This window comes from Candidatus Eisenbacteria bacterium, assembly GCA_016930695.1.
Classification (GTDB): domain Bacteria; phylum Orphanbacterota; class Orphanbacteria; order Orphanbacterales; family Orphanbacteraceae; genus JAFGGD01.
The window spans coordinates 1-21,952 of sequence record JAFGGD010000029.1 but is presented as its reverse complement, the minus strand read 5'-3'; the positions used below and the strand labels follow the sequence as shown (position 1 = coordinate 21,952).

General features: G+C 66.4%; 16 protein-coding genes. 8 read left to right on the top strand and 8 right to left on the bottom strand.

What is annotated here, in order from left to right; translation table 11 throughout:
• Window positions 1–82: 82 nt before the first annotated feature.
• On the top strand, window positions 83–1,135 hold the full coding sequence (locus JW958_05365; GenBank protein ID MBN1825677.1) for a peptidylprolyl isomerase: 1,053 nt from the start codon (window positions 83–85) through the stop codon (window positions 1,133–1,135).
• A gap of 100 nt (window positions 1,136–1,235) precedes the next feature.
• Here the strand turns inward: JW958_05365 and JW958_05360 are convergent, their stop codons facing one another.
• Complete coding sequence (locus tag JW958_05360) at window positions 1,236–4,691, bottom strand: fused MFS/spermidine synthase (GenBank protein MBN1825676.1); 3,456 nt, start codon at window positions 4,689–4,691, stop codon at window positions 1,236–1,238.
• Window positions 4,692–5,013: 322 nt separating this feature from the next.
• Here JW958_05360 and JW958_05355 point away from each other — a divergent pair, with 322 nt between their 5' ends.
• Window positions 5,014–6,204: an HpcH/HpaI aldolase/citrate lyase family protein gene (locus JW958_05355; protein MBN1825675.1), complete on the top strand. Its 1,191-nt coding sequence runs from the start codon at window positions 5,014–5,016 to the stop codon at window positions 6,202–6,204.
• Window positions 6,201–7,760 carry a citrate lyase subunit alpha gene (citF, locus tag JW958_05350; GenBank protein ID MBN1825674.1) on the top strand — a complete coding sequence of 520 codons (1,560 nt, stop codon included), beginning with the start codon at window positions 6,201–6,203 and terminating at the stop codon, window positions 7,758–7,760. The genes JW958_05355 and citF overlap by 4 nt, the downstream gene beginning before the upstream one ends.
• 86 nt (window positions 7,761–7,846) lie before the next feature.
• Here citF and JW958_05345 read toward each other — a convergent pair whose 3' ends face one another.
• Genes JW958_05345 through JW958_05335 form a run of 3 tightly spaced genes read right to left on the bottom strand, consistent with a single transcriptional unit; the run spans window position 7,847 to window position 10,982 of the window.
• Entirely contained in the window at window positions 7,847–9,076 is a 1,230-nt protein-coding gene (locus JW958_05345; protein MBN1825673.1) for a glycosyltransferase, read from the bottom strand.
• Complete coding sequence (locus JW958_05340) at window positions 9,073–10,227, bottom strand: glycosyltransferase (protein ID MBN1825672.1); 1,155 nt, start codon at window positions 10,225–10,227, stop codon at window positions 9,073–9,075. The genes JW958_05345 and JW958_05340 overlap by 4 nt, the downstream gene beginning before the upstream one ends.
• Before the next feature lie 41 nt (window positions 10,228–10,268).
• Window positions 10,269–10,982 (bottom strand): DUF2270 domain-containing protein, encoded by a 714-nt coding sequence (locus JW958_05335; protein ID MBN1825671.1) that lies wholly within the window; start codon window positions 10,980–10,982, stop codon window positions 10,269–10,271.
• A 187-nt stretch (window positions 10,983–11,169) separates the two neighbouring features.
• Here JW958_05335 and JW958_05330 point away from each other — a divergent pair, with 187 nt between their 5' ends.
• Window positions 11,170–11,673, top strand: a complete 504-nt coding sequence (locus JW958_05330; protein ID MBN1825670.1) for a PTS sugar transporter subunit IIA — start codon at window positions 11,170–11,172, stop codon at window positions 11,671–11,673.
• A 4-nt stretch (window positions 11,674–11,677) separates the two neighbouring features.
• Entirely contained in the window at window positions 11,678–13,087 is a 1,410-nt protein-coding gene (locus JW958_05325; protein MBN1825669.1) for a glycosyltransferase family 39 protein, read from the top strand.
• Window positions 13,088–13,286: 199 nt separating this feature from the next.
• On the opposite strand, the gene JW958_05320 is transcribed toward JW958_05325, so the two are convergent.
• Both JW958_05320 and JW958_05315 read right to left on the bottom strand, forming a co-directional pair.
• Complete coding sequence (locus JW958_05320; GenBank protein MBN1825668.1) at window positions 13,287–15,635, bottom strand: hypothetical protein; 2,349 nt, start codon at window positions 15,633–15,635, stop codon at window positions 13,287–13,289.
• 12 nt (window positions 15,636–15,647) lie between these two features.
• Window positions 15,648–16,898 (bottom strand): Glu/Leu/Phe/Val dehydrogenase, encoded by a 1,251-nt coding sequence (locus JW958_05315; GenBank protein MBN1825667.1) that lies wholly within the window; start codon window positions 16,896–16,898, stop codon window positions 15,648–15,650.
• A gap of 347 nt (window positions 16,899–17,245) precedes the next feature.
• On the opposite strand from JW958_05315, the gene JW958_05310 reads away from it, so the two are divergent.
• Complete coding sequence (locus JW958_05310) at window positions 17,246–17,833, top strand: YceI family protein (GenBank protein MBN1825666.1); 588 nt, start codon at window positions 17,246–17,248, stop codon at window positions 17,831–17,833.
• Between the two features lie 85 nt (window positions 17,834–17,918).
• On the opposite strand, the gene JW958_05305 is transcribed toward JW958_05310, so the two are convergent.
• Both JW958_05305 and JW958_05300 read right to left on the bottom strand, forming a co-directional pair.
• Entirely contained in the window at window positions 17,919–18,446 is a 528-nt protein-coding gene (locus tag JW958_05305) for a peptidyl-prolyl cis-trans isomerase (protein MBN1825665.1), read from the bottom strand.
• Between the two features lie 45 nt (window positions 18,447–18,491).
• Window positions 18,492–19,025 carry a peptidylprolyl isomerase gene (locus tag JW958_05300; GenBank protein MBN1825664.1) on the bottom strand — a complete coding sequence of 178 codons (534 nt, stop codon included), beginning with the start codon at window positions 19,023–19,025 and terminating at the stop codon, window positions 18,492–18,494.
• A 422-nt stretch (window positions 19,026–19,447) separates the two neighbouring features.
• Here JW958_05300 and JW958_05295 point away from each other — a divergent pair, with 422 nt between their 5' ends.
• Both JW958_05295 and JW958_05290 read left to right on the top strand, forming a co-directional pair.
• Complete coding sequence (locus JW958_05295; GenBank protein ID MBN1825663.1) at window positions 19,448–20,947, top strand: glycosyltransferase family 39 protein; 1,500 nt, start codon at window positions 19,448–19,450, stop codon at window positions 20,945–20,947.
• Between the two features lie 76 nt (window positions 20,948–21,023).
• The gene (locus JW958_05290; protein ID MBN1825662.1) at window positions 21,024–21,830 is read left to right on the top strand and encodes a metallopeptidase family protein; all 807 of its coding nucleotides are present in this window, start codon (window positions 21,024–21,026) and stop codon (window positions 21,828–21,830) included.
• The last annotated feature ends 122 nt before the right edge of the window (window positions 21,831–21,952 follow it).

Sequence of the window (21,952 nt, the reverse complement as noted above, 5' to 3'; positions counted from 1 at the left end):
GCGCCGGCGATGCGCGAGGGATCGAGGAGGGGCGCGGCGCGACCGCGCGCGTTCTTTCCGTTTCTCGAACGAGGAGTACGGGATGCGTAAGAGATGGATGTCGGGGGCGACGCTGTTGCTCCTCCTACCGGCTTTGCTGGTCTCCTGCGGAGGCAAAGAGGGGTCGGGCGGGGAGGAGGGATCCGCTTCCGCCGGCGATGTGGTCGCCACCGTGAACGGGCAGGAGGTGACCGCGGCGCAGCTGGAGGCGGAAACGGCTCGGCTCTTCCGGCAGTTCGGCGGCCAGGTCTCCCCCTTCCAGGCGCAGCAGATGGAGGGCCTGCTCATGCAGCAGGCGCGGGACAACCTGGTCAACAAGATCCTCCTCGCCGAGGCGGTGGAGAGCGAAGGGAACCGTCTCGGCGAAGAAGAGATTCAGGCCCGCTTCGACGAGTTCCTCACCCAGTTTCCGGACAGCGCCGCCTTCCGCGAGGCGATCCTCGCCCAGGGATGGGAGTCCGAGGAGGCCTTCTTCGAAGAGTTTCGCCGGATGATGGAGATCGACGCGCTTCTGGAGGAGAAAACCGGCGACTACCCGAAGGCGACGGACGGTGAGATCGCCACCGCCTACGAGGAGAACAAGGACAAATTCCGCCAGGAGGAGCAGGTCAACGCCCGGCACATCCTGATGATGCTGAAAGAGAACGACAACGAGGAGACGAAGGCCGCCAAGCGCCGGGACATGGAGTCGATCCGCGACCAACTCCGCCGGGGGGGCGATTTCGCCGCCCTCGCCCAGGAGTACTCCGATTGCCCGAGCAAGGAGAACGGGGGCGACCTGGGATGGTTCGGGCGGAACCGGATGGTGGAACCCTTCGAGGAAGTCGCCTTCTCGCTTCCCGTAGGCCAAACCAGCGACGTGGTGGAAACCCGTTTCGGCTTTCACGTCATCGAGGTGTTGGACCGGCGCGAGGCCCGGCAACTCCCTCTCGATGAGGTGCGCTCCGGAATCGAAGAGCAGCTGAATCAGCAGCACCGCAGGGAGATGATCGAAGAATATCTGAACGGTTTGCGCGAGAACGCGGAGATCGTCTGGACCGATCCTCCCGCCCTGGAACCGCCCGCCGGAGTGGAGGTTCCCCCGCCGGTTCAGTAGCGCGGAGATCCTCGATCGAGTGAACACGGGCCGCCCCGCCGGGCGGCCCGTGTCTTTGTGTAATAACCTTTTGGATGCGACCTTCTCTGCGGCGTGGACCTCAGGCGCCGGCCTTTTCCTCCTCCAGCTCGCGCAGCTTCTCCCGGGCGGAGCGGCGGTTCGGGTCGATCCGGATCGCCTCTTTCAGCTCGCTCCGCGCCGCGTCGACGAGGCCTCGCAGGGAGAGGACGCCGCCGAGCGCTTCATGGGCGTCGGCGTTTTCCGGGTCGATGGTCACCGCCAGCCGGAGATGCACCGCCGCGTGGGCCCACATCCCCCGCGCGCCGAGGAGAGCGGCGATCCGCAGACGGAGCGCCGGAGAGGCCGGATCGACGTCGATCGGTTCGCCGCCCCTTCCCTCGATCCGCGTGACGCGGTGTGGGCTGCGTTCCAGCGCGACCAGGATCCGGGTTCTCTCGAGCCCTTCGTCGATGAGACGCCGGAAATCCTCGCGCTTGATGGGGAAGGAAGCGGCGATTGCGTAGAGAGACTCGGCGCGGGCGAAGCGGCGGCTCTCCTCGAGCGCCTGGGCGTATGCGAAAAGGGGAAGCGGGCGATCGGGGAATCGTTCGATGGCTTCACGGAAGAGCTCCTCCGCGTGCTCCCGGTCCCCGACACCCCAGTAGCGCTGGGCGAGGGCGGTCTTTTCATCCGGGCTCGTGTCGCGACCGGACGCGTCGCGTTCCCCTTCGATGATCCGCAGGTACTCCTCGCCGACGCGCCGGAGCGTCTCCGATTCCCCGCCGGTGGCGAGGCCGCGGAAGGCCCGTTCGGCTCGATCCCATTCGCCCGAGCGCAGGTGGAGCATCCCCAGACAGAGACGAGCCTGGTCGGTGACCGGTGTGCCGAGTTCGGTGAGGGTTCGCGCGATCCCCTCCCAGTCCCGACGCATTCTCTGTATGCGAAGGAGAGTGTCCCAGGCGAGCAGGTTCATCGGTTCCGTCGAGAGGAGCGCGCGGAGTCTCTCTTCGTCCTTCTCGGTGACCGCCGCGATCACCTCCAGGTTTTTGTCTCCGGGAAGGATGCGGAAGGCTTCCCGGAATTCCTGATCCGCCTTCCAGGTGCTTCCGGCCTTGTCGGGATTCGGCATCTCCAGCCACTGCACCGCCTGGGCGGCGAGCAGATGGAAGGCGGCCTGCTCATAGCGACGGAGCGTGTCCGCCGTCGCCTCTCCGTCCCCCTCGAACACCAGGTAGGGGAGGATGCTCGAACGGTGAAAGAGCATGGCGTCGACGATCTCGGGGCGCGTGTACATTTCCCGTGAGTACTCGAGGTACGGTTTGTCGTCCGAGTTGACGGGAACGCTTCTTGTGTAAAGATCAAGGTCTTTCTCGTCCATGAGGTGGTAGGCGAGGAGCCGGAAGGGATCCTCCATGGTGTAGTTCGCCAGGTCGCGGTTCACCTCGGGGAGCGCGGCCAGCCGGCGGAACTCGGCATAGTCGAGGCGCAGCTCCCGTCGGGTTCCGATCAGCACCAGATGGTTCGGGTTCACGTACCAGAGCGACGAATGGGGGAAGACGGAGAGGAAGGTCTTCAACAGGATTTGGAACTGGTGCTCGGTGAAGCTGTTCGTCGGCACCCAGGCGCAGATCACGCCCCGGTCGGAGAGCTTGCGCGCGCACTCGGCGTAGAAATCGGAGGTATAAAGCGCCGGGCTGTGGCTGGGGTGGATCGCGTTGAAGGAGATCAGATCGTACCGTTCCCGGGTGGCGAAGACGTGGTTCCGCCCGTCGTCGATGACGAGCCGGAACTTGGGGTGCTCCAGCACGCCGTGGTTGACGTCCCGGAAGTAGATGGCGGTCTCCACCTCCTTCGGCACCAGCTCCACGCAGACCACCTCCTCCACCGATGGATAGAGGACCGCGCCCCACGAGGTGGATCCCATGCCGAAGCCGATCACCAACACATTGCGCGGATCCTCGGCGAGCAGCAGGGGCGTGTGGGAGAGCATCAGATGGACCTGCATGTCCGTGTAGGTTGTGTAGGCGGTCGACTCGCCGTTGATGTTCAGTTCGTTGTGCCCGAAATCCAGATCCCGGAGTACCGCCAGCGAGGCGGTCGCCCCCTCGTTGGCGTAGAGCAGCTCCATCTTCTTGTCCGGGTTCTTGAAGTGGCGGCTCTGGAGAATCATCGGACGGCCCGAGGAAAGAATGAAGTTGAGGAGACCGCCCCCCACCGCGAGGAGCAACACCGCCGCGCCGAGGAGGCGCAGGCCGCCGCGGCGGTAGCGGAGAAAGAACGCAATCCCGCCGACGGCGAGGTTGATCAGCGAAATCGCCGCGATGCTCCGGGACACGCCGAGAGTCGGTAGGAGAAGAAACCCCGTGAGCAGCGAGCCGAGAATGGCGCCTACCGTGTTCGCCGAATAGACATATCCCACCGTTCTGCCGTATCCCTTTCCGGCGCGCGCGTAGATCGCGCTCGCCACCGGGAAGGCGAGGCCCATCAGAAAGGTGGGCAGGAGGACGACGGCGAAGCTGCCGCCGGCGCGGGCGCCGATGAAACGCCACCAGGTGGGGAAGCCGAGATGGTGGTCGAGCGCCCGGATCAACTCGAAGAGGTCGCCGAAGATCGCCACCGAAAGCGCGGCGAAGACGCCGATGGCGATCTCGATGACGCCGAAGCCGATCACCAGGCGGCGGCCGGATCGGAAGATTAAGGGGTAAAAGGCGCTGCCGAGGGCGATGCCGAAGAGGAAGGTGGTCAGGATGATGGTGAAGGCGTAAACGGCGAACCATCCGAGAAAGACGAGGAGCGCCCTGGTCCAGAGAACTTCGTAGGCGAGGCTGGCGAAACCGGCGAGGGCGAAGAGGATGAGGATCGTCCGCGGTCCGAGGGGGAAGGCGGTTTCCGAGCCGGCGGCGCTTTCTTCCCGGGGGATCTCCGCCGGCGGAAGCTCCGCTCTCTCGCTTCGCGCGAGAATCAGCGCGCCCGCCGCGGCGATCAGATTCAGCCCCGCGGCGAGCAGGGTCACGCCGGCGATTCCGAGACCGGGGATGAGGAAGAACCCGGCGCCGAAACAACCGATCATGGCGCCGAAAGTGTTGAGCGCATAAAGCGCGCTCACGTTGCCGCCGAAGGAACGCCTCTCCTTGACGAAGAAGCGCGTGATCACCGGAAGGGTTCCCCCCATGAGCGCCGTGGGAAGGACGAGCCAGACGAAACAGATAAGGAAGCGGGCGAGGGGGAAGAGAAGGTAGGAGCCTTGGAGATGCCGGTGGAGGGCCAGGTAGGCCGGCTTGAAGAGACCGAGAAAGACCGGGAAGAGGAGCGCCGTGACGGCGATGCCCACTTCGAGAAGAGCGTAGACCGGAAGGGCGCGGCGGCGCGTATCGGCGAAGCGGCCGAAGAGGAAACTGCCGAGCGCCAGGCCGGCCATGAAAGAGGTGAGCACCGTGCTCGCGGCGAGCGTGGTGGACCCGAAGAGGAGCGTGAGCGATCGGGTCCATACGACCTGATAGATCAGACCCGCCGCGCCGGAGAGGAAAAAGAGAACGGCGATGATTCGACGGTTCACAGGGTCCTCCTCCCGTCTCGAACATCGGTAGTAAGCCGCTTGCTTTCAGTGACTTCGATGATACCGGACGGAGGGCGGCCCGGCAAGAGAAGGGGTGAGGGGGGCGGCGCGAACGCCGGCGCCTCGCGCCCCGCTCCTTCGGCGCGTGGGGACGGAAGAGGGGCGGGAGAGAGCGGGGAATCCGGATTCCTCTTTTCCTCGCCGGTCCCTGTTGCGCGGGGCTTCGCGCCGGGTTAGGCTTGTCGTCTTGGACGGAAGGCATGCGGGGTCGCTGCCGGACGCCGCCTGCGCGGCCCGGCTCGGTCTCGAGGAGGTGACGGATATGACGATCGCGGCGGAAGCGGGCAGGCGGGGGGACAAAGTCCGCTCCGATTGTTGGGTCCGCTTGGAGACGGCCGATTCGGGAGGCGTCCGGATCGAGCTCTCGAGCAAGGTGGCTTCACTCTACGGGGAGGCGATCCGCGCTCAGGCGGAAACCACGCTGAAGACGCTCGGCGTGGAGCGCGCCGGAGTGACGATCGAGGATTTCGGCGCCGTCCCCTTCGCCCTGGCGGCGCGGATCGAGGCCGCGGTGCGCCGCGCCTTGCCGGAAACGACGGAGGAGGCGCTCCCCGAGTTCGCCGATTGCTGCCGCTATGGGACGAAGAGGGAGCGTTTCCGGCGGACCCGGCTCTATCTGCCCGGCAACGAACCGAAGTTTTTTTTGAACGCGGGGCTGCATCACCCCGACGGCGTGATCCTCGACCTGGAGGACTCGGTCGCCCCCGAGGAGAAGGACGCGGCCCGGCTGATGGTGCGCAACGCCCTTCGGACCGTCGATTTTTACGGCGCCGAGAGGATGGTGCGGATCAACCAGCTCCCCCTCGGCATGGACGATCTGGACGCGATCGTGCCGCACAACGTGCACGTCGTCCTGATCCCCAAGGTGGAATCGGCGGAGACCGTGCGGGACGTGGCGGCGCGGATCGACGAGATCCGTAAGGAACGGGGGATCGAGGCGCCGGTCTTTCTGATGCCGATCGTGGAGAGCGCCCTCGGCGTGGTGCGCGCCTTCGAGATCGCCTCGGCGGCGAGCACGGTGGTCGCCCTCACCATCGGCCTCGAGGACTACACCGCCGACATCGGCGCCCCGCGAACCGCGGAGGGTCGGGAGAGTTTCCACGCCCGTTCGGCGGTGGTGAACGCCGCCCGCGCCGCCCGCGTGCAGCCGATCGACAGCGTCTTCTCCGACGTCTCGGACATGGAGGCGCTCCGGAGGAACGCGCTCGAATCGAAGGCGCTCGGTTTCGACGGGATGGGATGCATTCATCCGCGCCAGGTGGCGGTGGTGCACGACGCCTTCGCCCCCACCGAGAAGGAGTTGGAGAAGGCCCGCCGCATCGTCGCCGCCTATGAGGAGGCCCGCTCGCGCGGCAGCGGCGTGGTGAGTCTCGGCAGCAAGATGATCGATCCGCCGGTGGTGAAGCGGGCGCTTCAGGTGGTCCGCATGGCGGGAGGGGAGGACGCATCATGAGCGGCGAACTGCTGAAGAACGCCTTGGGGCGGATGGTGCCGGCGGAGGTGAACGGGCGCGCGGCGATCCCCTACCGGGGGGTGGGCAAACACCGCCCCGAGGGGAGGAAGGCGGCGCCTCTCGTCGCCACCTGTATCGATTATCCCGCCGACGGCGACAAGAGAGTGGACGACATCGAAGCGGCGCTCCGGCGCTGCGGCGTCCGGGACGGAATGACGATTTCGACGCACCATCACTTCCGGAACGGCGACCTGGTGGCGAACGCGGTTTTCGCCGCCGCGGCGCGGATCGGCGTGAAGGACCTGGTCTGGTTCCCGAGCGCGGCCTTTCCCTGTCACGCGCCGATCATCGACTATCTCGAGAGCGGCGTGGTGCACCACATCGAAGGGAGCATGAACGGCCCTCTCGGCGATTACTGTTCCCACGGAAAGATGCGCGGCCTCGGCGTGCTCCGCAGCCACGGCGGGCGCTACCAGGCGGTGCAGGACGGCGAGATCCACATCGACATCGCGGTGATCGCCGCCCCCGCGGCGGACCCCTTCGGTAACGCCAACGGCGTGGAGGGACCGAGCGCCTGCGGGCTCCTCGGCTTCGCGCTCGCCGATTCGCAGTACGCCGACCGGGTGATCGTGGTCACCGACCACCTCGTACCCTTCCCCTGCGTCCCCTGGCAAATCCAGGGGAACTACGTGGACTGCGTGGTGGAGGTGGAAAAGGTGGGCGAGCCGGAGAAGATCGTCTCCGGCACGACGCGGATCACCAAGAGCCCGGACCGCCTCCTGATCGCGGAATACGTCGCCCGCTTCGTGCGGGACGCGGGGATCATGCGGCAAGGTTTCTCCTTTCAGGCCGGCGCGGGAGGGACATCGCTCGCCTTCGCCATCTTCCTCAAGGAGATGATGAAGGAGGCGGGCGTGAAGGCGCGCTTCATCCGCGGCGGCAGCAACAAATACCTGGTGGAGATGCTCGAAGAGGGCCTTACCGACTACATCCTGGACGGACAGACCTTCGATCTGGACGGCGTCCGGTCGATGCGCGAAAACCCGGGTCACGTCAACACGAGCCCTTTCACGAGCTACAATTTTCACGGCAAGGGGAATTTCGCGGGCATCGTCGACGCGGTGGTGCTGGGCGCCACGGAAGTGGACGTCCACTTCAACGCCAACGTGGTGACCCACTCGGACGGTAAGCTGCTCCACGGAATCGGCGGCTGGCAGAACTGCCTCTTCTCCAAATGCGCGATCCTGGCGATCCCCTCGTTCCGTGATCGGATCCCGGTACTGGTGGACCATGTGACCACCGTGACCGGGCCGGGCGAACTGGTCGACGTGGTGGTCACCGAGCGGGGGATCTGCGTCAATCCGCGCCGCGCCGACCTCTTGGACGCGGTCCGCGGCTCGGACCTCCCGATCCGGCCGATCGAGGAGATCAAGGCCGAAGTGGAGCGGATCTGCGGCGGCGCGCCGACTCCACCGAAGACGGAAGACGTTCCCGTGGCGGTCATTCAATGGGTGGACGGCACGGTGATCGACACGGTCTGGAAGGTTCGCGAGTAAACGAGTATTTCGATTCGCGAGCGAAACGGCCCCGCCCGGCGCGGGGCCGTTCTTTTTTCGCCGGTGATCCCGCTTCCCGATCCCTTTCAGCCGTGGCGCTTGATCGCCGCCTCGTACAGGGCGAGGAGGCGCTCCAGATGCTTTTCCGCGCCGTACTCCGTTTCCATCCTCTCCCGAGCGGCGCGGCCGAGACGCCGGGCGAGCGGCGGGTCGCCGGCGAGGCGGCGCATCCCCGCGGCGAGCGCCGCGCCGTCGCCCGCGGGGAAGAGAAGACCCGTCTCGTCCGGGCGGACCATCTCCGGGATCCCGCCGCGCTCGGCACCGAGGATCGGTTTCCCGAGGGCGAAGGATTCGTAGATCACCACCGGGGAGTTGTCGTCGTACTCCGAGGGGAGAAGGACGGCGCGGCATCCGGCGATCTGCTCCCGGAGCGCCTCGCCGCCCAGATAACCGAGGAAGCGGATCGAGCGGACGCCCCGTTCGGCGATCCGGCCCTCCAGAGCGGGTTTCTCCGGTCCCTCGCCGGCGACGCGAATCTCCGCTTCGGGAAAGCGGGCCGCCGCGTCCACGAGAACCGGGAGCCCCTTCTCGTGGGAAAGGCGTCCCAGGTAGAGGAAGTAGCCCTCGTCCCGGTCGGCCGGGACGTAAGGGGTGAGGTCGATGGTCAGCGGGAAGGCGAAGATACGCTCCTCGGGAAAACCCCAATCCTCGATGGTCCGTTTCACGAAAAGACTCGGCGAGTGAAAGAGATCGATTCCGCGGGTGTAGAGGCCGAAGGCGGAGTAGAGAGAGGTCTCCACCGCGGCGACCAGGCTCGCCGCCCGGCTGTCCAGGACGCAGCGGTGGCGCACGGCGTTCCAGAAGCGGCGGCGACGGCAGTCGTCGCAGGGCCGCCCGTCGCGAAAACGCCGGTAGGCGGGGCAGACCAGCTTGTAATCGTGCAGGCTGTGCACCGTCGGGACGCCGCGCCGCCGAAGGGCGACCACGATCGATCCCGAGAGTTGATGGGCGATGTTGTGCAGGTGGGCGACGTCGGGACGGACGCGCTTCACCAGCCGCCCGATCCGTTCGTACGCTTCCGGGTTCCAGACGGTGTGGGCCGCGTCTCGCGCGCGGCGGAGCGCCCCGGCGGGGCATCGGAAATCCGTTTCAGGGACGAAGTATTCCGACCAGGGGGAGGGTTCGTTGCGGTCGCCGGCCATGGAGAAATGGATCACCTCGTGGCCGGCCCTCTCCAGGAGGCGGGAGATCTCGAAGTAGTACCGCTCCGCGCCGCCGCGGTAGTAGTGGTACTTGTTGACCTGAAGGATCCTCATGTACCGCCCGCGCCGGCGACGGAGAGGAAGTAGTCCGCGTACTCCCGCGCCGCCCGGTCCAGGGTGAACCGTTCCTCGATCCGGCGCCGCCCGGCGCGGCCCATCGCCGCCGCCCGTTCCGGGTCGCCGAGCGTTCTCGCGAAAGCCTCCGCCATGGCGGGCGCGTCGCCGGGCGGAACGAGGAGGCCGGTCTCACCGTCCACGACCAGATCGCGCACGCTCCCCACGTCGGTGTTCACCGTCGGCACGCCGCAGGCCATCCCTTCCATGGTGCTGATCGGGAGGGTTTCCCGAAAGGGATGGGAGGAGAGCGCGAGAAGATCGAGTCGCGGGAGGAGGTCGGGAAGATCCCGCCGCCTCCCGAGAAGGCGGACCGTCCCTTCGAGCCCCTTCGCGCGGATCCTCTCCTCGATGCGCGGCCTCTCCGGCCCCTCGCCGATAATGAGGAAGCGCGCTTCCGGGAAACGGGGGGCGACGATCGCCGCGGCGTCGACGAACACGTCATGCCCCTTCTCCGGCGTGAGGGAGGCGACGATGCCGACCGCCCGCTCTCCCGTCGCCGGACCCCCTTCGATCGGCGGGAGCGGGGCGCCCTCGGCGGGGCGGAACCGCTCGTGGTCCACGCCGTTGAAGATCACCTTCAGGTTGTCCGGGTGGAGCCGTTCGTGTTCGATCAGGTAATCGCGCTGCCTCGCGGCGCAGGCGATTACGCCGTCCATCCGCCGGAGCATGCGGATCTGGCTCGGCCGGAACATCCGTTCCTTGCCCCACTTGCCCGTGGCGTGCACAGCCGAGATCCGCCGCTCCACGCGGGCGAAGCGTCCGAGGATCTCGCCGCAGAGGAGCGCGTTCCGGCCCGGCTCGACGAAGAGAATGTCGATCCTCTCCCCCCGAACCGCGCGGAGGAGACGGAAGGGGCCGAGGGGATCGTAGGTGCCGCGCAGAACACCCGAACGGACCGGGACGCCGAGCGCCTCCATCTCCGGCGCGAGGCTCCCCTTCTCCTTGAGACAGAGGAGGCGGAAGGAAAAACGGTCCCCCCCCAGGCGCCGGACGATCTCCAAGGTGAGCGTCTCCAATCCGCCGATGTGGAAGGCGTTCATGAGGAAGAGGATGTTCAGCGGTTTTCCGATCTCGACACCTTCTTTCAACCGGGCCGACCGGCGCCGGATACGCTTCACGTACGAACGACTTATCTGTCCAGCCGGTCCACCCCCTCCGCCTCGCTCAGATGGGTCCACCAATCCATCTCCGAAACGCGGCCTTTTTTCACGAAAAAGATCAGATAGACGATGGTGCCGTAGAGCGGGCAGAGAAGAAGGATGGAGACGAACCAGGGGATCGGGCCGAGCGCGATGTTTCGGAGGAAATCGCCGGTTTTCGCGACCGGGATCGGATGGATCAATACCTTGAGAAACCAGCAGGCGAGGAGCACGAGGAAGAGGGGAGAGTAGTTTCGGACGAGCCGTGCCCGCAACGCCTGGGCGAAGGACATCTTGAAGCTGGGGCGGAGGAGATCCTCCGCGACGAGCTTCCCCCAGCTCTCGTAGGGGCTGTCCAATTCCCGCCGGAGGATGGGCGCGTAGAAGTTTTCCTCGATCAGGCGCACCCGCGACCGCCAAACGTCGAAGAAACGAAAACGCCTCGCCTCCAGGCTGAGGAAGGTGAAGACCATGTACATCCCGAAAACGAGAAGGATGTGGGGATGATCGGGCGTTCCGAAGGTGAAGGAGAGGAGGCCGATCACGGCGATGATCGCCCAGTTGGTGGTGTGATCGAGCCGGAGCCGCCAGCTGTTGGCGCGTTGGAGTTCCCCCCGGTAGAGGTGCACCATCGCGGTAATGTACTCCGAGCGGCCGAGCGGCCGATCCTCGTAACAACCCTCTTTCGGAGTCGGCGCGTCCATCTTTTCCTCCTCCGCGGGGCCCGCCCGAAGCCGTCCGAACGGCGCGGCACGCCGCCCCGGCCGCATTGTAGCAGATCCGGGGTGGGCGATGGCAACGGGGACTCTTGTGTGTTTCGCGGTTTTTCCGATATGCTAAAGAAAGCCAGGAGGGTGGCGTGGCGGTCGAAGCGGTCATGGAGTGCGGAACGTGCGGCTTTCCCCTTATCTTCAGAACGGGTTCGTCTGTTTCGAGATGGAAACCCGGGTCGAGCCTCCGGAGGAGGAGGATTACGATCGGGAGAAGCACGCCCTGCGCGTCAAGGAGGGCGTGATCTGCGAACTGGCCGGTCTCTTCGCCGAAACGGGCCGCGTCGGGAACCGGAACAAGCTATTCCTCGACCTCTGGAACCGCGAGAAGAAGGCCTCCACCGCCGTCGGGCACAACCTCGCCCTCCCCCACATCCGGAGCAATCAGGTCAAGGATCCGATCCTCGGGTTCGCCCGCTCGACCGAAGGGTACGATTTCGGCGCGCCCGACGGGGAGAAGGTTCACATCTTCGTCGCCCTGATCGGATCCAACTTCGACCCGGACGCCTACCTGAAGGTGTACAAGGAGCTGGCCGAGATGTTTCGTTTCGACGTCATCCGGGAACGCCTTTTCGAGTGCTGGAGCGAGGGCGAACTGTACAGGCTCTTCGACGGCAAGTTCTGACGCGATGAACGCCGACGAATTTCGCGCCGGCCCGGGACGCCCGCCGCTTCTCGAGACGGCTTTCTTCCTCGCCGCCGGCCTTCTCCTCTTCTCGATCCATCTGTTCCGGCGCCCGGTTCTCTGGGACGAGTTCCTCTGGTACCCGGAGATCGTCCGCGTCGCCCGGACCGTCATCGGCGGCCAAAGCCTACGGGAACTGCTCGCCCCGACCCGCTGGCAATACCCGCCTCTCTTCTTCCTCGCCGCCGGCGCGCTGGTCCGCCTCTTCGGGGCGTCCTTCGCGGCCTGCCGCGCCCTTCCCGCTCTGTCGAGCGCCCTTCTCGCCCCTCTCGCGTTCGCGGCCTGCGGCCGCGCCGTCTCCCCCCGGGCCGGCCGTCTCGCGGCGCTTTTCCTTCTCACGTCCCCGCTCCTCCATCGCTACGGCTCGGCGATCCTCGTCGATCCGGCGCAGGCGGCGCTTCTCGCGGGGGCTCTCGCGCTCTACCTGCGCGCCGAGACGGAAAGGAAATCGCTCGCGCCGTCCGCTGCGCTCGCCGCTCTCGCCGTCGCGACCAAATACACGTCGGCGCTCCTCCCCGCCTCCCTTCTCGCCCTGCTTCTCTTCGACCGGCTTCGGCCCGGCGCGGGAGAGAACGGGCGGCGCCGCGGCGCCGTGGAGATCGCCCTCTTCGCGGCGCTCTCCTTCGCGCCCCTCCTCTTCCTCAGGAGGAGCGACCTGGAACTGATGCGGGAGATGACCGTCTGGAGGAGCCTTCCATTCGGCTGGTCTCTCTTCCTGCGGATCGCGCCGATTCCGCTCCCGCTGCTCGCCCTCGCCGCGCCCGCGATCCGTCGCCGCTTTCCCCGGCCGCTCCGCGGAGCCTGGCTCTTTTTCCTCTGCTGGTCCCTCTTCTTTCTCTGGCGGCGGCAGCAGATGAACTGGTACCTCCCCGCCCTCTTCCCGTCGGCGATCCTCGCGGGCGCTCTCCTCGACCGCTTCGCCGGGGCGGGCCGCCGCGCCCTCCCCTGGCTGGCCGCAGTCCCGATTCTCGCGTGGGGGGGCTACCGGTCCGGCGTGGAGATTCTCGATTACCGGGCGATGGAGAGGATCTACGTCGAGGCGGGGGAACTGGTGAACCGGAACGTCCCACCCTCGGCGCCGGTGGTGGCGGATGCGCTCCCCTTCCGGAGCCCGCTCTACGTGAGGCGGGCCGCCATCGACGCGCGCGATCCCGCTTTCCGGAGGGGCGCCTGGGCGGTGCTCGTTCCCTGGGTGGCGGAGAACTACCGCATCCGCGGTTTCCGGCGCGGCGCTTGGGGTGAGGTGCACGAGGGGGAGATCCGCCGGAGTTGGCGACCGGTGCGGACCTTCGAGAGGGGGGGGCGGATCGTGCTCGAGATCTACGAGAACCCGGATTTCCGAGGGGAACGATAACCGCGACGCGTATCCTTACTCGAAGCGCGATCGCTATCGGAAATCTCTTCCCCCGCCGGCTCTCCCTTCGGGGCACGGCGGGGGAAGAGGGACGGACGGGGTATCCCTCTCGGCATCCGGGGCGTGCCGCCCCCCCGGTGGATTCGGGATCGCCACGGAGTGCCGACGAGGATGCGACCTCGCGCGGAGAAGTCCGCCCCTACTCTTCCTCGGAGGCCTCCTCGCCGAGCCAGGCGATGGCCCGCTCGCTCTCGCCGTCCATGTCCATGTGAAGGAGGAGCCCGCCCCCCGCCTCGGGGACGTGGATGAGCCGGATCGTCTCTTCGTAGTCCGCCGCCTCGGGGAGGACGCGGGCGAGCGCGTTGGGAGAGCGGCGCAGAAAATCCTCGTTGAAGATGTTGTCCTTCTCGTCCGGATAGAGGGGGAGGTAGAAGATATTGGTCTCGATCAGATCCTGGAAAAAGTGGGTGCCGAAGCTCACCTCCGGCGTGTACCCGTCCCGCGCGCGGGCGACCTCGATGAGGGCGCGGGTTCCGTGAATATCGGCGTAGCGCACCCGCACGCCCAGATCGATGTTGTTCGATCCCCAACGGCCCGGTCCCATCAGGATGAAGCGGGAGTTTTCGAGCCGCTCGTTGAGCAGCCCCACCACCCGGCCCGCGCCGGTCTTCCTCTCGTGGGAGGGGAGACGCGCGTAGTCGATGGGGTCGATGTAGACCACGTACTCCACGTTTCGGACGCGGCCGGTCGGGACGGATTGGGAAGCGGTGAAGACGGTCCGCTCCGGCGGCACGTTCTCGGGAATCCGGATTCTTCCCGCCTGAATCAATTGTCCCTGGGGGCGGCCTTGCAGGATGTAGAGTTTTTCCCCGTCACTGGCGAACTCCACGTCCATCGGCACGCCGTAAGCCTTCTCCACCGCGCCCAGGATCTCCCGCATCAGCGCCGGGAACGGTCCGGAGAGGAGCTTGTCGAAGGTGACGACCAGGCTCGACGCCGGCGCGACCACCCGGCGGGTCATCGGTTTCTTCAGCATGCCCTGGTCGTAAATGGAGACGATCCGGTGGAGATCCGGGAAGGAATCGTCCAAGTCCAGGTCCCGGATCAACACTCTCTCGAAACGATTCTTCTCCAGGTCCACCACGTCCACGAAGCGCTGCGAGTAGTTGCGGATCGCGTCGGCGGTGACCTCCGGGCGCAAAAGGGGCTCGCCGAGGGCGACCATGCGCGGGTAGTCGTCTCCCACCCGGTCCACCACGCGCGAGCCGAGGCCGAGGGCGAGCCGCATCATGCCGTCCTCGCGGCGGATCCGCGGCGTCCAGCGCCATTCATTGCGGGAGAAGGCGACCCCCGCCCAAGCGGGGAGGAAGTAGTGCTTGTAACGGAAGCCGATCACCTTCTGGATCAGCACCGCCATCTGCTCGTCGTAATCGATGAGATTGCGCCGCCGCCGGTAGAGGATCGGATCCGGGTGCAGCGTGGAGGCGTACACCTCGGCGATGGCGCCGAGCAGCTGGTTCAGGCGGTCCTCCAGGGAGCCCTGGTTGCCGAGGAAGATGGATTGGTATTTCCCGGAAAAGGCGCTGTGGAAATTGTCCTCCAGGAGACTCGAGGAACGCACGATGAGCGGATGCTCGCCGATCCCTTCGAGCATCTCCCGGAGCTTGGCGATGATGTAGGGTGAGAACTCGCTGTTCTTAAAGACCGCACGAATCAACGGGAAAGATTCGCGGATCTCCCGCATGCCGCGATACTTTATGTCGTAATATCCCATCAGGTTGTTCCGCTTGATGAACTCCTGATAGTGGTCGGAGCGCACGTAGTAGGACTCCGGCGTGCCGAGGGGAATCGCCGGCGATTCCCCCTTGGCGGCGAAGTGATCCGCGGCGATCCTGTGGGTGAGGAACATCCCCGACGCCTTGCCTCCCACCTTGCCGATACCCCCGTGGGTGCCGATGGTGTTCCGCACGATGGGGAGAATGTCCGGAATGGAGAGGTGGCGTTTGGCGATGCCGATGAATTCGAGCTGGTCCGAAAGGAGGCGGCGGATCAGCGCCACCCGCACCCCCATGTTCCGCTCGTTCTCCTCCGGGGTGGGCTTTTTTCCGTCGGCGCAGTACTCGGCGATTTTGCGGGAGAGCAGCTCGAAGGAGACGTCGTGGATGTTGGCGATCTCTTCCATGGTGCGGGCTCTCTCGGCCCGGCGGGAGCGGGTCACCACCTCGTCCACCTCGTCCGGCGTGAGGTGGGCGGCGGTGTAACGCACGGTCAGGTGCATCACCGCGTCCCGCTCTCCCTCGTCCCAGCGGGGGGCGATGGGACGGTTCGGGTCCTCGTCGTCCGGGGCGATTTCCGCGGCGTCCCGGTGGAGCACCTCCCGTGCCTGCGCGTAGAGCCGGTCCACGGAGACGATGCCGCGGGTGTGGAGGAGGATCATCAGGTTGCGGAAGATGCTCTGCGCGTAGATGGCGTTGCTCTTCAGGTGGCGGCGCAGGCGCTCGGCGGTCGGGTTGTCCGCCGCGGGGACGGGCGGGATGCCGTCATTCATGGCGCGTTGTTCCTATACCCAACCGCGGAGTTGGCAGGCCTCGGCCACGCGCGCCACCGCCACCATATAGGCGGCGAGGCGCATGTGGACTCCTTCCCTCTCGCTCATCTCGTGGACTTCGCGGAAGGCCTCGGTCATCTTCCGGTCCAGGCGCTCTCGCACCGTCTCGATGTCCCAGTAATAATTGTAGGCGTTCTGTACCTGCTCGAAATAGGAGACGGTCACGCCGCCGGCGTTGGCGAGAAAGTCGGGGATTACGAACACGCCGTTATCGTGAAGAATCCGGTCCGCCTCCGGCGTGGTCGGTCCGTTCGCCAGCTCGCACACGATCCGGGCTTTCATCTTCGGCGCGTTCGAGCCGGTGATCACGTTCTCCAGGGCGCTGGGGAAGAGGATCGGCACGTCCAGCTCGAGGATCTCGCGGTTGCTGATGGGCCGGGAGGCCGGGAAGCCCTCGACGCGTCCGGTGCCGAGTTTGTGATCCGCCAGGGTTTTGGCGTCCAAGCCGTCGGGGTTGTAGACGCCTCCCCGGGAGTCGGTCACGGCCACCACCCGCAGGCCGAGGAGTTCCTCGCCGAGGAGGGCGGCGTGCCGGCCGGAGTTCCCGAACCCCTGGATCGCGCAGGCGGCTCCCTTCGTGTCGATTTCGAGAGCGCGGGCCGCTTCACGAACGCAGACGACGCCCCCACGGGCCGTCGCGTCGGCGTGCCCTCGGCTGCCGCCCAGGGAGATCGGTTTGCCGGTGATCGCGCCGGGATGGGACTCGCCCAGGATGAGTTCATACTCGTCCATCATCCACGCCATGATCTGCGGCGTGGTGTAGACGTCCGGGCCGGGCACGTCCCGCGTCGCCCCGAGGACCCGCCCGATCTTCCGCATGTAGGCGCGGGCGAGCCGCTCCTTCTCCCCTTCGGACAGCTCCTTGGGGTTGCAGGTCACGCCCCCTTTGCCGCCGCCGAGGGGAATGTCCACCACCGCGGTCTTCCAGGTCATCCACGCCGCCAGGGCGCGGATCGTGTCGATCGTCTCGTCCGGGTGCCAGCGAAATCCCCCCTTGGTCGGGCCTCTGGAGTTGTTGTACTGCACGCGATAGCCCCGGAAAACCCGCGTGGTGCCGTCGTCCATACGGATCGGCAGGGTGACCGTGATCTCGCGGAGCGGCCAACGGAGCAGCTCACGGGTCGCGTCGTCGAGACCCAGGCGGTCGGCCGCTTCATCCAGCTGTCGCTGCGCGATCCGGAAGGGGTTCAGTTCGGCGGACATGCGGCGGCGCCTCCCCTCTTTGCGTTGCGGTGGAACCGGACGGATTTCCGCCAGGGCGGGCGGATCGTTTTCCATTCTAGGCGGCCCCTTCGGCGCCTGTCAACGAAAGGCCCCGGAAGGGGCGTGGGGGAGGGCGCGCAGGAGGAGCCATAAACCGTTCTGAGCGTTGGCGTTGGCCGCCGATCACTCGCAAAAGATTTGTCACGCGGCGTTCTTCCGCCTACGTTAAGGGAGAGAATGATTCATGGCCGAACCCCACCCCGGTTCGGGCGATCCGGATCGCCTCTTTTTGCGGCGCCCGGAGCCCGGCGTCCCCCGGACGGGCCGGTCGAGCCAAGGAGGGAACGATGCGTAGGGAGTGGACAGCGATCGTCGCGGCCTTTCTCCTGGCGGTTTTGCCCGCGGCGGCGGCGGCGGACCGATACGAGCCGGATATCCCCCACTCGTCGATCGAGTTCAAGATCCGACACCTCGGTCTTTCGAAGGTGAATGGACGGTTCACGCAGTATCAGGGATTCGTGGACTATGACGAGGACGCGATAGATAGGAGCGGCGCGTCCTTCGTCATCCAAACGGCGAGCGTCGACACGGGGAACGAGAAACGGGACGCGCACCTGAGGACGGCCGATTTCTTCGACGCCGAGAAGAATCCGGAGATCCGTTTCGAGAGCACGGCTGTGGAGAGAGAGGGGGAGAATTGGGTGTTGCGGGGCGTGCTGGACATGCACGGCGTGAAGCGGGAGATCGCCTTTCCCTTCGAGGTGATCGGTCCGGTGGAGGATCCCTGGGGGGGGACCCGCGTCGGTTTCGAGGCGACTCTGAAGATCAATCGGGAGGATTGGGGCGTCGGTTGGGAGAACCTTCAGTACCGTCCGCCGCTGATCGGCAACGAGGTGGAGATCGAGATTGCACTGGAGATGATCCGGAAAAGCTGATCGAATCGCGGCGTCCGGAACGGAACAAGGCCCCGTTCCTGCCCCGCCCGGCGCGCGGGGTGGAAACGGGGCCTTTCCTTGCGGTCTAGGCGGGCTCTTCGCGCCTGGCCGAGAGAATCGTCACCTTCTCGATCGGCGCGTCCTCGCCGATGGCGTTCATGCCGGTTTCCACCTGCTTGATCCTATCCACCGTGTCCATCCCGTCCGTCACCTCGCCGAAGACGCAATAGCCGGGGCGCTCGATGTCGTCCCGGTAGTCCAGCGATTCGCTGTTGTCCCCCACGTTGATGAAGAACTGGCTTGTGGCGGTGTCCGGTTCGGGGAGGCGGGCCATGGCGATGGTGCCGCGGACGTTTCGAAGGCCGTTGTGCGCCTCGTTTTGAATGGGCGGCCGCGTCTCTTTCCTGCCCAGCTTTTCGTCGTAGCCGCCTCCCTGGATCATGAACCCGTCGATCACGCGGTGAAAGATCGTCCCGTCGTAAAAACGGTCGTCCACGTATCGAAGGAAATTCTCCACCGTCACCGGCGCCTTTTCCCGGTTCAGATCGAGGACGAACTCGCCCAGGCTGGTCGTCAACCGGACGCGGGGATTGTCGATCTTCTGCTGCTCCATAGATCCTCCGGCGGACGCTCCCGCCTTTCCCGATTCGGGCCGGCTTTAGTCCGTCTCCTCGGCTTCCGCCGTCGGGGCGGTCTCTTCGCCGCCGATCCGGGCGATGGAGAGGATCTCCACGGGTTCGATCGGGACGTCCCGGGGGAGGGGATTCATCGGGCCGGTGCGGACCTTGCGGATCTTGTCCACCACGTCCATCCCCTCCACGACCCGGCCGAAGACGCAGTAGCCGGGGGTCGCCTCGTCGAAGTAGTCGAGTCGCGCGTTGTCGTTCACGTTGATGAAAAACTGGCTGGTCGCGCTGTTCGGATCCTGCATGCGGGCCATGGCGATGGTGCCGCGCGTGTTGCCGATCGCGTTGTTCGCCTCGTTCACGATCGGTTCGTGCGTTTCCTTGCGGACCATTTCCTTGGTCCAACCGCCTCCTTGGATCACGAAAGTCTCGATGACGCGGTGGAAGATGGTTCCATCGTAAAACTTCTCGTCCGTGTAGCGCAGGAAGTTCTCCACCGTCACCGGCGCCTTGTCGGCGTACAACTCGACGGTGATATCCCCCAGGGTGGTCTTCATGAGCACCATCGGGTTCGGCGCCACGGACGCCTCGATCGCCGTCTCGCGGGTCTCCGCGTCCTGCGCGGCCGCCTGCCCGGCCGCGACGGCGAGCAGGAGAACGACCCCGAGAGCAGAGGCGCGGGTAAAGGTTCGTTTCATCCGGTTCGTCCCTCCCCCCGGATCACGGTCCGGGTTCTTCCGGCTCGACTGCTCGGTCTCATGGTTCGCGTCGGATTACACACCGTTTCGCGCCGCGGGGATCCGCGGGCCGAGTCCAGGCTAGCAGATGTCCGGAGAGGGAGCAACCGCGTCGATCCCGGAAGCGCCGCACGGGCGTTTCCCCTCGCGCTCCGACTCCATGATTCCGGCGAAAGGGGGCGTTTCCCCTTGGCCGGGGCGACGGCGCCGCTCTATGCTGGGGTCGGCGGATCGCGAAGGAGGGGATCAGCATGGAGGAAGCAAAGGGGATCGGGGATTCGGCGGAGCGGCGCGGGGACGGCGCCCTGGTCGTCCTGCTTTTTGCGGCCGCCCTCGCCCTCCGCCTCGCGAGGATCGGCGCCGAGTCGTTCTGGCTCGACGAAGCCTACTCCTGGCGGCTCGCCTCGGCGGATCTGCAATCGATCTGGGCGGGCGCCGTGGGGAACCGGCACACGCCGCCGCTCTACTACGCGATCCTTCATCTCTGGCGCGTTTTCGGCGACGGGGCGGCGCCGCTCCGCGCCCTCTCGGCGGTGATCGGCGCGCTCGCGGTTCCCCTCTTCTACCGTCTCGGCCGGGAGCTTCTCGACCGCCGGGCCGGGCTTCTCGCCGCCGCGGCCGCATCCCTTTCCCCGTTCCTCGTGTATTACGGGCAGGAAGCCCGCGGTTATACGCTCCTTCTCGCGCTGATTCTCGCCGCCGCGATCGCTCTTCTCCGTTACGTGGAGAGAGGGGGCGCCGGGCCGGCGGTCCTCTTCGCCGCCGCGTCGACGCTCGCCCTCTACACGCATTACTACGCCGGTTTCGCGCTCGTCGCGATGAACCTCTTCGCGCTTTTCGAGCTGCGCCGCCGCCGCGCCGAGCTACTCCTTTGGATCGCCCTTCAGGCGGCGATCGTCCTCGCCTACCTCCCCTGGGCGATCAACCTGATCGGCGCCGGCACCGGCGGAGGACAGGGTTTCCGGCGGTTCCTCTTCAGCCAAATCCCCTACTCTCTTTTCCGGTTCGCGGCCGGATACGGTCTCCTGCCGCTCACGCCGGAGGCGAAGAGGGCGATGGGTTCTTTCGTGGCGCGGAACCTCCCCGTTCTGATTCTCTATCTCGGGGTTTTCGGCGCGCTCCTCTTGCGCGGCGCGGTCCGGACGGCGCGGCGGGGAAGGCCCTTCCGCTTCCTGATCCTTCTTGCGGCGGTTCCCTACGCGCTGGCGATCGCGGTTTCGCTTTTCTCGAACCTGATCAGCGAACGCTACCTCCAGGTTTCCTTCCCCTTCCTCGCGCTGCTCGCGATCGAGGGGGGAAGGGGGATCCGCGGGCGCGCCGGCAGGGCGCTCCCGGCGGTGGCGGCGGCGCTCCTCCTTTTCGCCTTGGGGGCGCACTACGGAAACCCGCGGGCGGGGAAGACGGAGTGGCGGGCGGCGGCGGCGGCCGTCGCCGAGGGAGAAAGGGAGGGGGATCTGGTGCTCGTCGCGCCGGCCTATGTCGAAGAGCCCTTCCGTTTCGCCTATCGGGGCGTCCTTCCGGTGGGGGGAATTCGAGAGTCGGAGGCGGGGGATCGGGAGGCGCTCGATCGGGCGCTGCGGAAAGGGGGAGGGGCGCGCCGTTGCTGGCTGGTGATCTCCCACGCCGGCGACCCGGAGGCATACCGCGCGCCTCTCGCCGCGTGGGGGGAGAGAGTTTCGAGCGTCTATTTCCCGAAGGAGAACGGGATTCTTTTAGACCTTTATCGGGCGCGGGGCGTGGATGGTCCCTGACGGGGGTTCCGCCGGCGTTCCGGTGGGACTCATGAGGGGCTTGTCTTTAGACCTCCCGCCGAATTAGGATCGGAGCATGGAAAAAAGCGTGGATGATTGGATCGAGGCGATCGAGGGGGAGTTGGACGAGGGGGACCCGGAGCGGGCTCTGGACCTCTCCGATGAGGCTCTCCGCGCCTACCCGGACGTGGCGGACCTTCTCGCCCTCCAGGGGGACGCGCTCTGGAGCCTCGGTGACGTGCGCGGCGCGAACGAGCGTTACTCGCGGGCCGTGGAGCTTCTCCCGGACGCGCCCGATCTGTTGGCCGGTCTCTCCCGCATCCGTTTCTCCCTCTGCGACTTCTTCAGCGCCCGGCGCTTCGCCAAGGAGGCACTGCGGTTCGAGGAACGCGTCGAGGCGATTGATGTGCTGAGCCGTCTCGCCGAGCGGGGCGGCCGGCTCGACGAGGCGGATCGGATGGCGGAGCGCGCCAACTGGATCGATCCGGAGGCGTACGTCCTTCCCTACCGCATCGGCGACGAGGATTTCCAAGAAGCTGTGGAGGAGGCGATCCACAAGCTCCCCGCCAAGTTCCGCCGCGAGATCGAATCGAGGAACGTGGCGATCCTCGTGGAACGGGTCCCCGCCGAAGAGATCCTTCTCGAGGACGAGCCCCCCTTCGATCCGGCCATTCTGGGACTCTACAGCGGGATCCCCCTTCCGGAGAGAACCTCCGACTCTCAGTCCATGCCGGACACGATCCATCTCTTCCAGGGAAACATCGAGAGGGTGGCGGCGGATCGCGAAGAGCTGATCCGGGAGATCGCGATCACCGTCTACCACGAGCTGGGCCACTTCTTCGGGCTGGACGAGGACGATCTGGAGGAACTGGAACTCTCTTAACCCGCGGCCCTCCCCGAAATCCTACTGCGAAAAATGATGGCGGGCGCGGATCCGCCTCTCCGTCGGCTTCTTCCTCATCGTAGCGAGGGCTACGATTCCGGGAGAAGCCTCGTCCGAGGCGG

Coding starts and splice junctions, on each gene's coding strand:
- JW958_05365 (MBN1825677.1), top strand. CDS start 83: ATGCGTAAGAGATGGATGTCGGGGGCGACGCTGTTGCTCCTCCTACCG.
- JW958_05355 (MBN1825675.1), top strand. CDS start 5,014: ATGACGATCGCGGCGGAAGCGGGCAGGCGGGGGGACAAAGTCCGCTCC.
- citF (MBN1825674.1), top strand. CDS start 6,201: ATGAGCGGCGAACTGCTGAAGAACGCCTTGGGGCGGATGGTGCCGGCG.
- JW958_05345 (MBN1825673.1), bottom strand. CDS start 9,076: ATGAGGATCCTTCAGGTCAACAAGTACCACTACTACCGCGGCGGCGCG.
- JW958_05335 (MBN1825671.1), bottom strand. CDS start 10,982: ATGGACGCGCCGACTCCGAAAGAGGGTTGTTACGAGGATCGGCCGCTC.
- JW958_05325 (MBN1825669.1), top strand. CDS start 11,678: ATGAACGCCGACGAATTTCGCGCCGGCCCGGGACGCCCGCCGCTTCTC.
- JW958_05320 (MBN1825668.1), bottom strand. CDS start 15,635: ATGAATGACGGCATCCCGCCCGTCCCCGCGGCGGACAACCCGACCGCC.
- JW958_05315 (MBN1825667.1), bottom strand. CDS start 16,898: ATGTCCGCCGAACTGAACCCCTTCCGGATCGCGCAGCGACAGCTGGAT.
- JW958_05310 (MBN1825666.1), top strand. CDS start 17,246: ATGCGTAGGGAGTGGACAGCGATCGTCGCGGCCTTTCTCCTGGCGGTT.
- JW958_05305 (MBN1825665.1), bottom strand. CDS start 18,446: ATGGAGCAGCAGAAGATCGACAATCCCCGCGTCCGGTTGACGACCAGC.
- JW958_05300 (MBN1825664.1), bottom strand. CDS start 19,025: ATGGTGCTCATGAAGACCACCCTGGGGGATATCACCGTCGAGTTGTAC.
- JW958_05295 (MBN1825663.1), top strand. CDS start 19,448: ATGGAGGAAGCAAAGGGGATCGGGGATTCGGCGGAGCGGCGCGGGGAC.
- JW958_05290 (MBN1825662.1), top strand. CDS start 21,024: ATGGAAAAAAGCGTGGATGATTGGATCGAGGCGATCGAGGGGGAGTTG.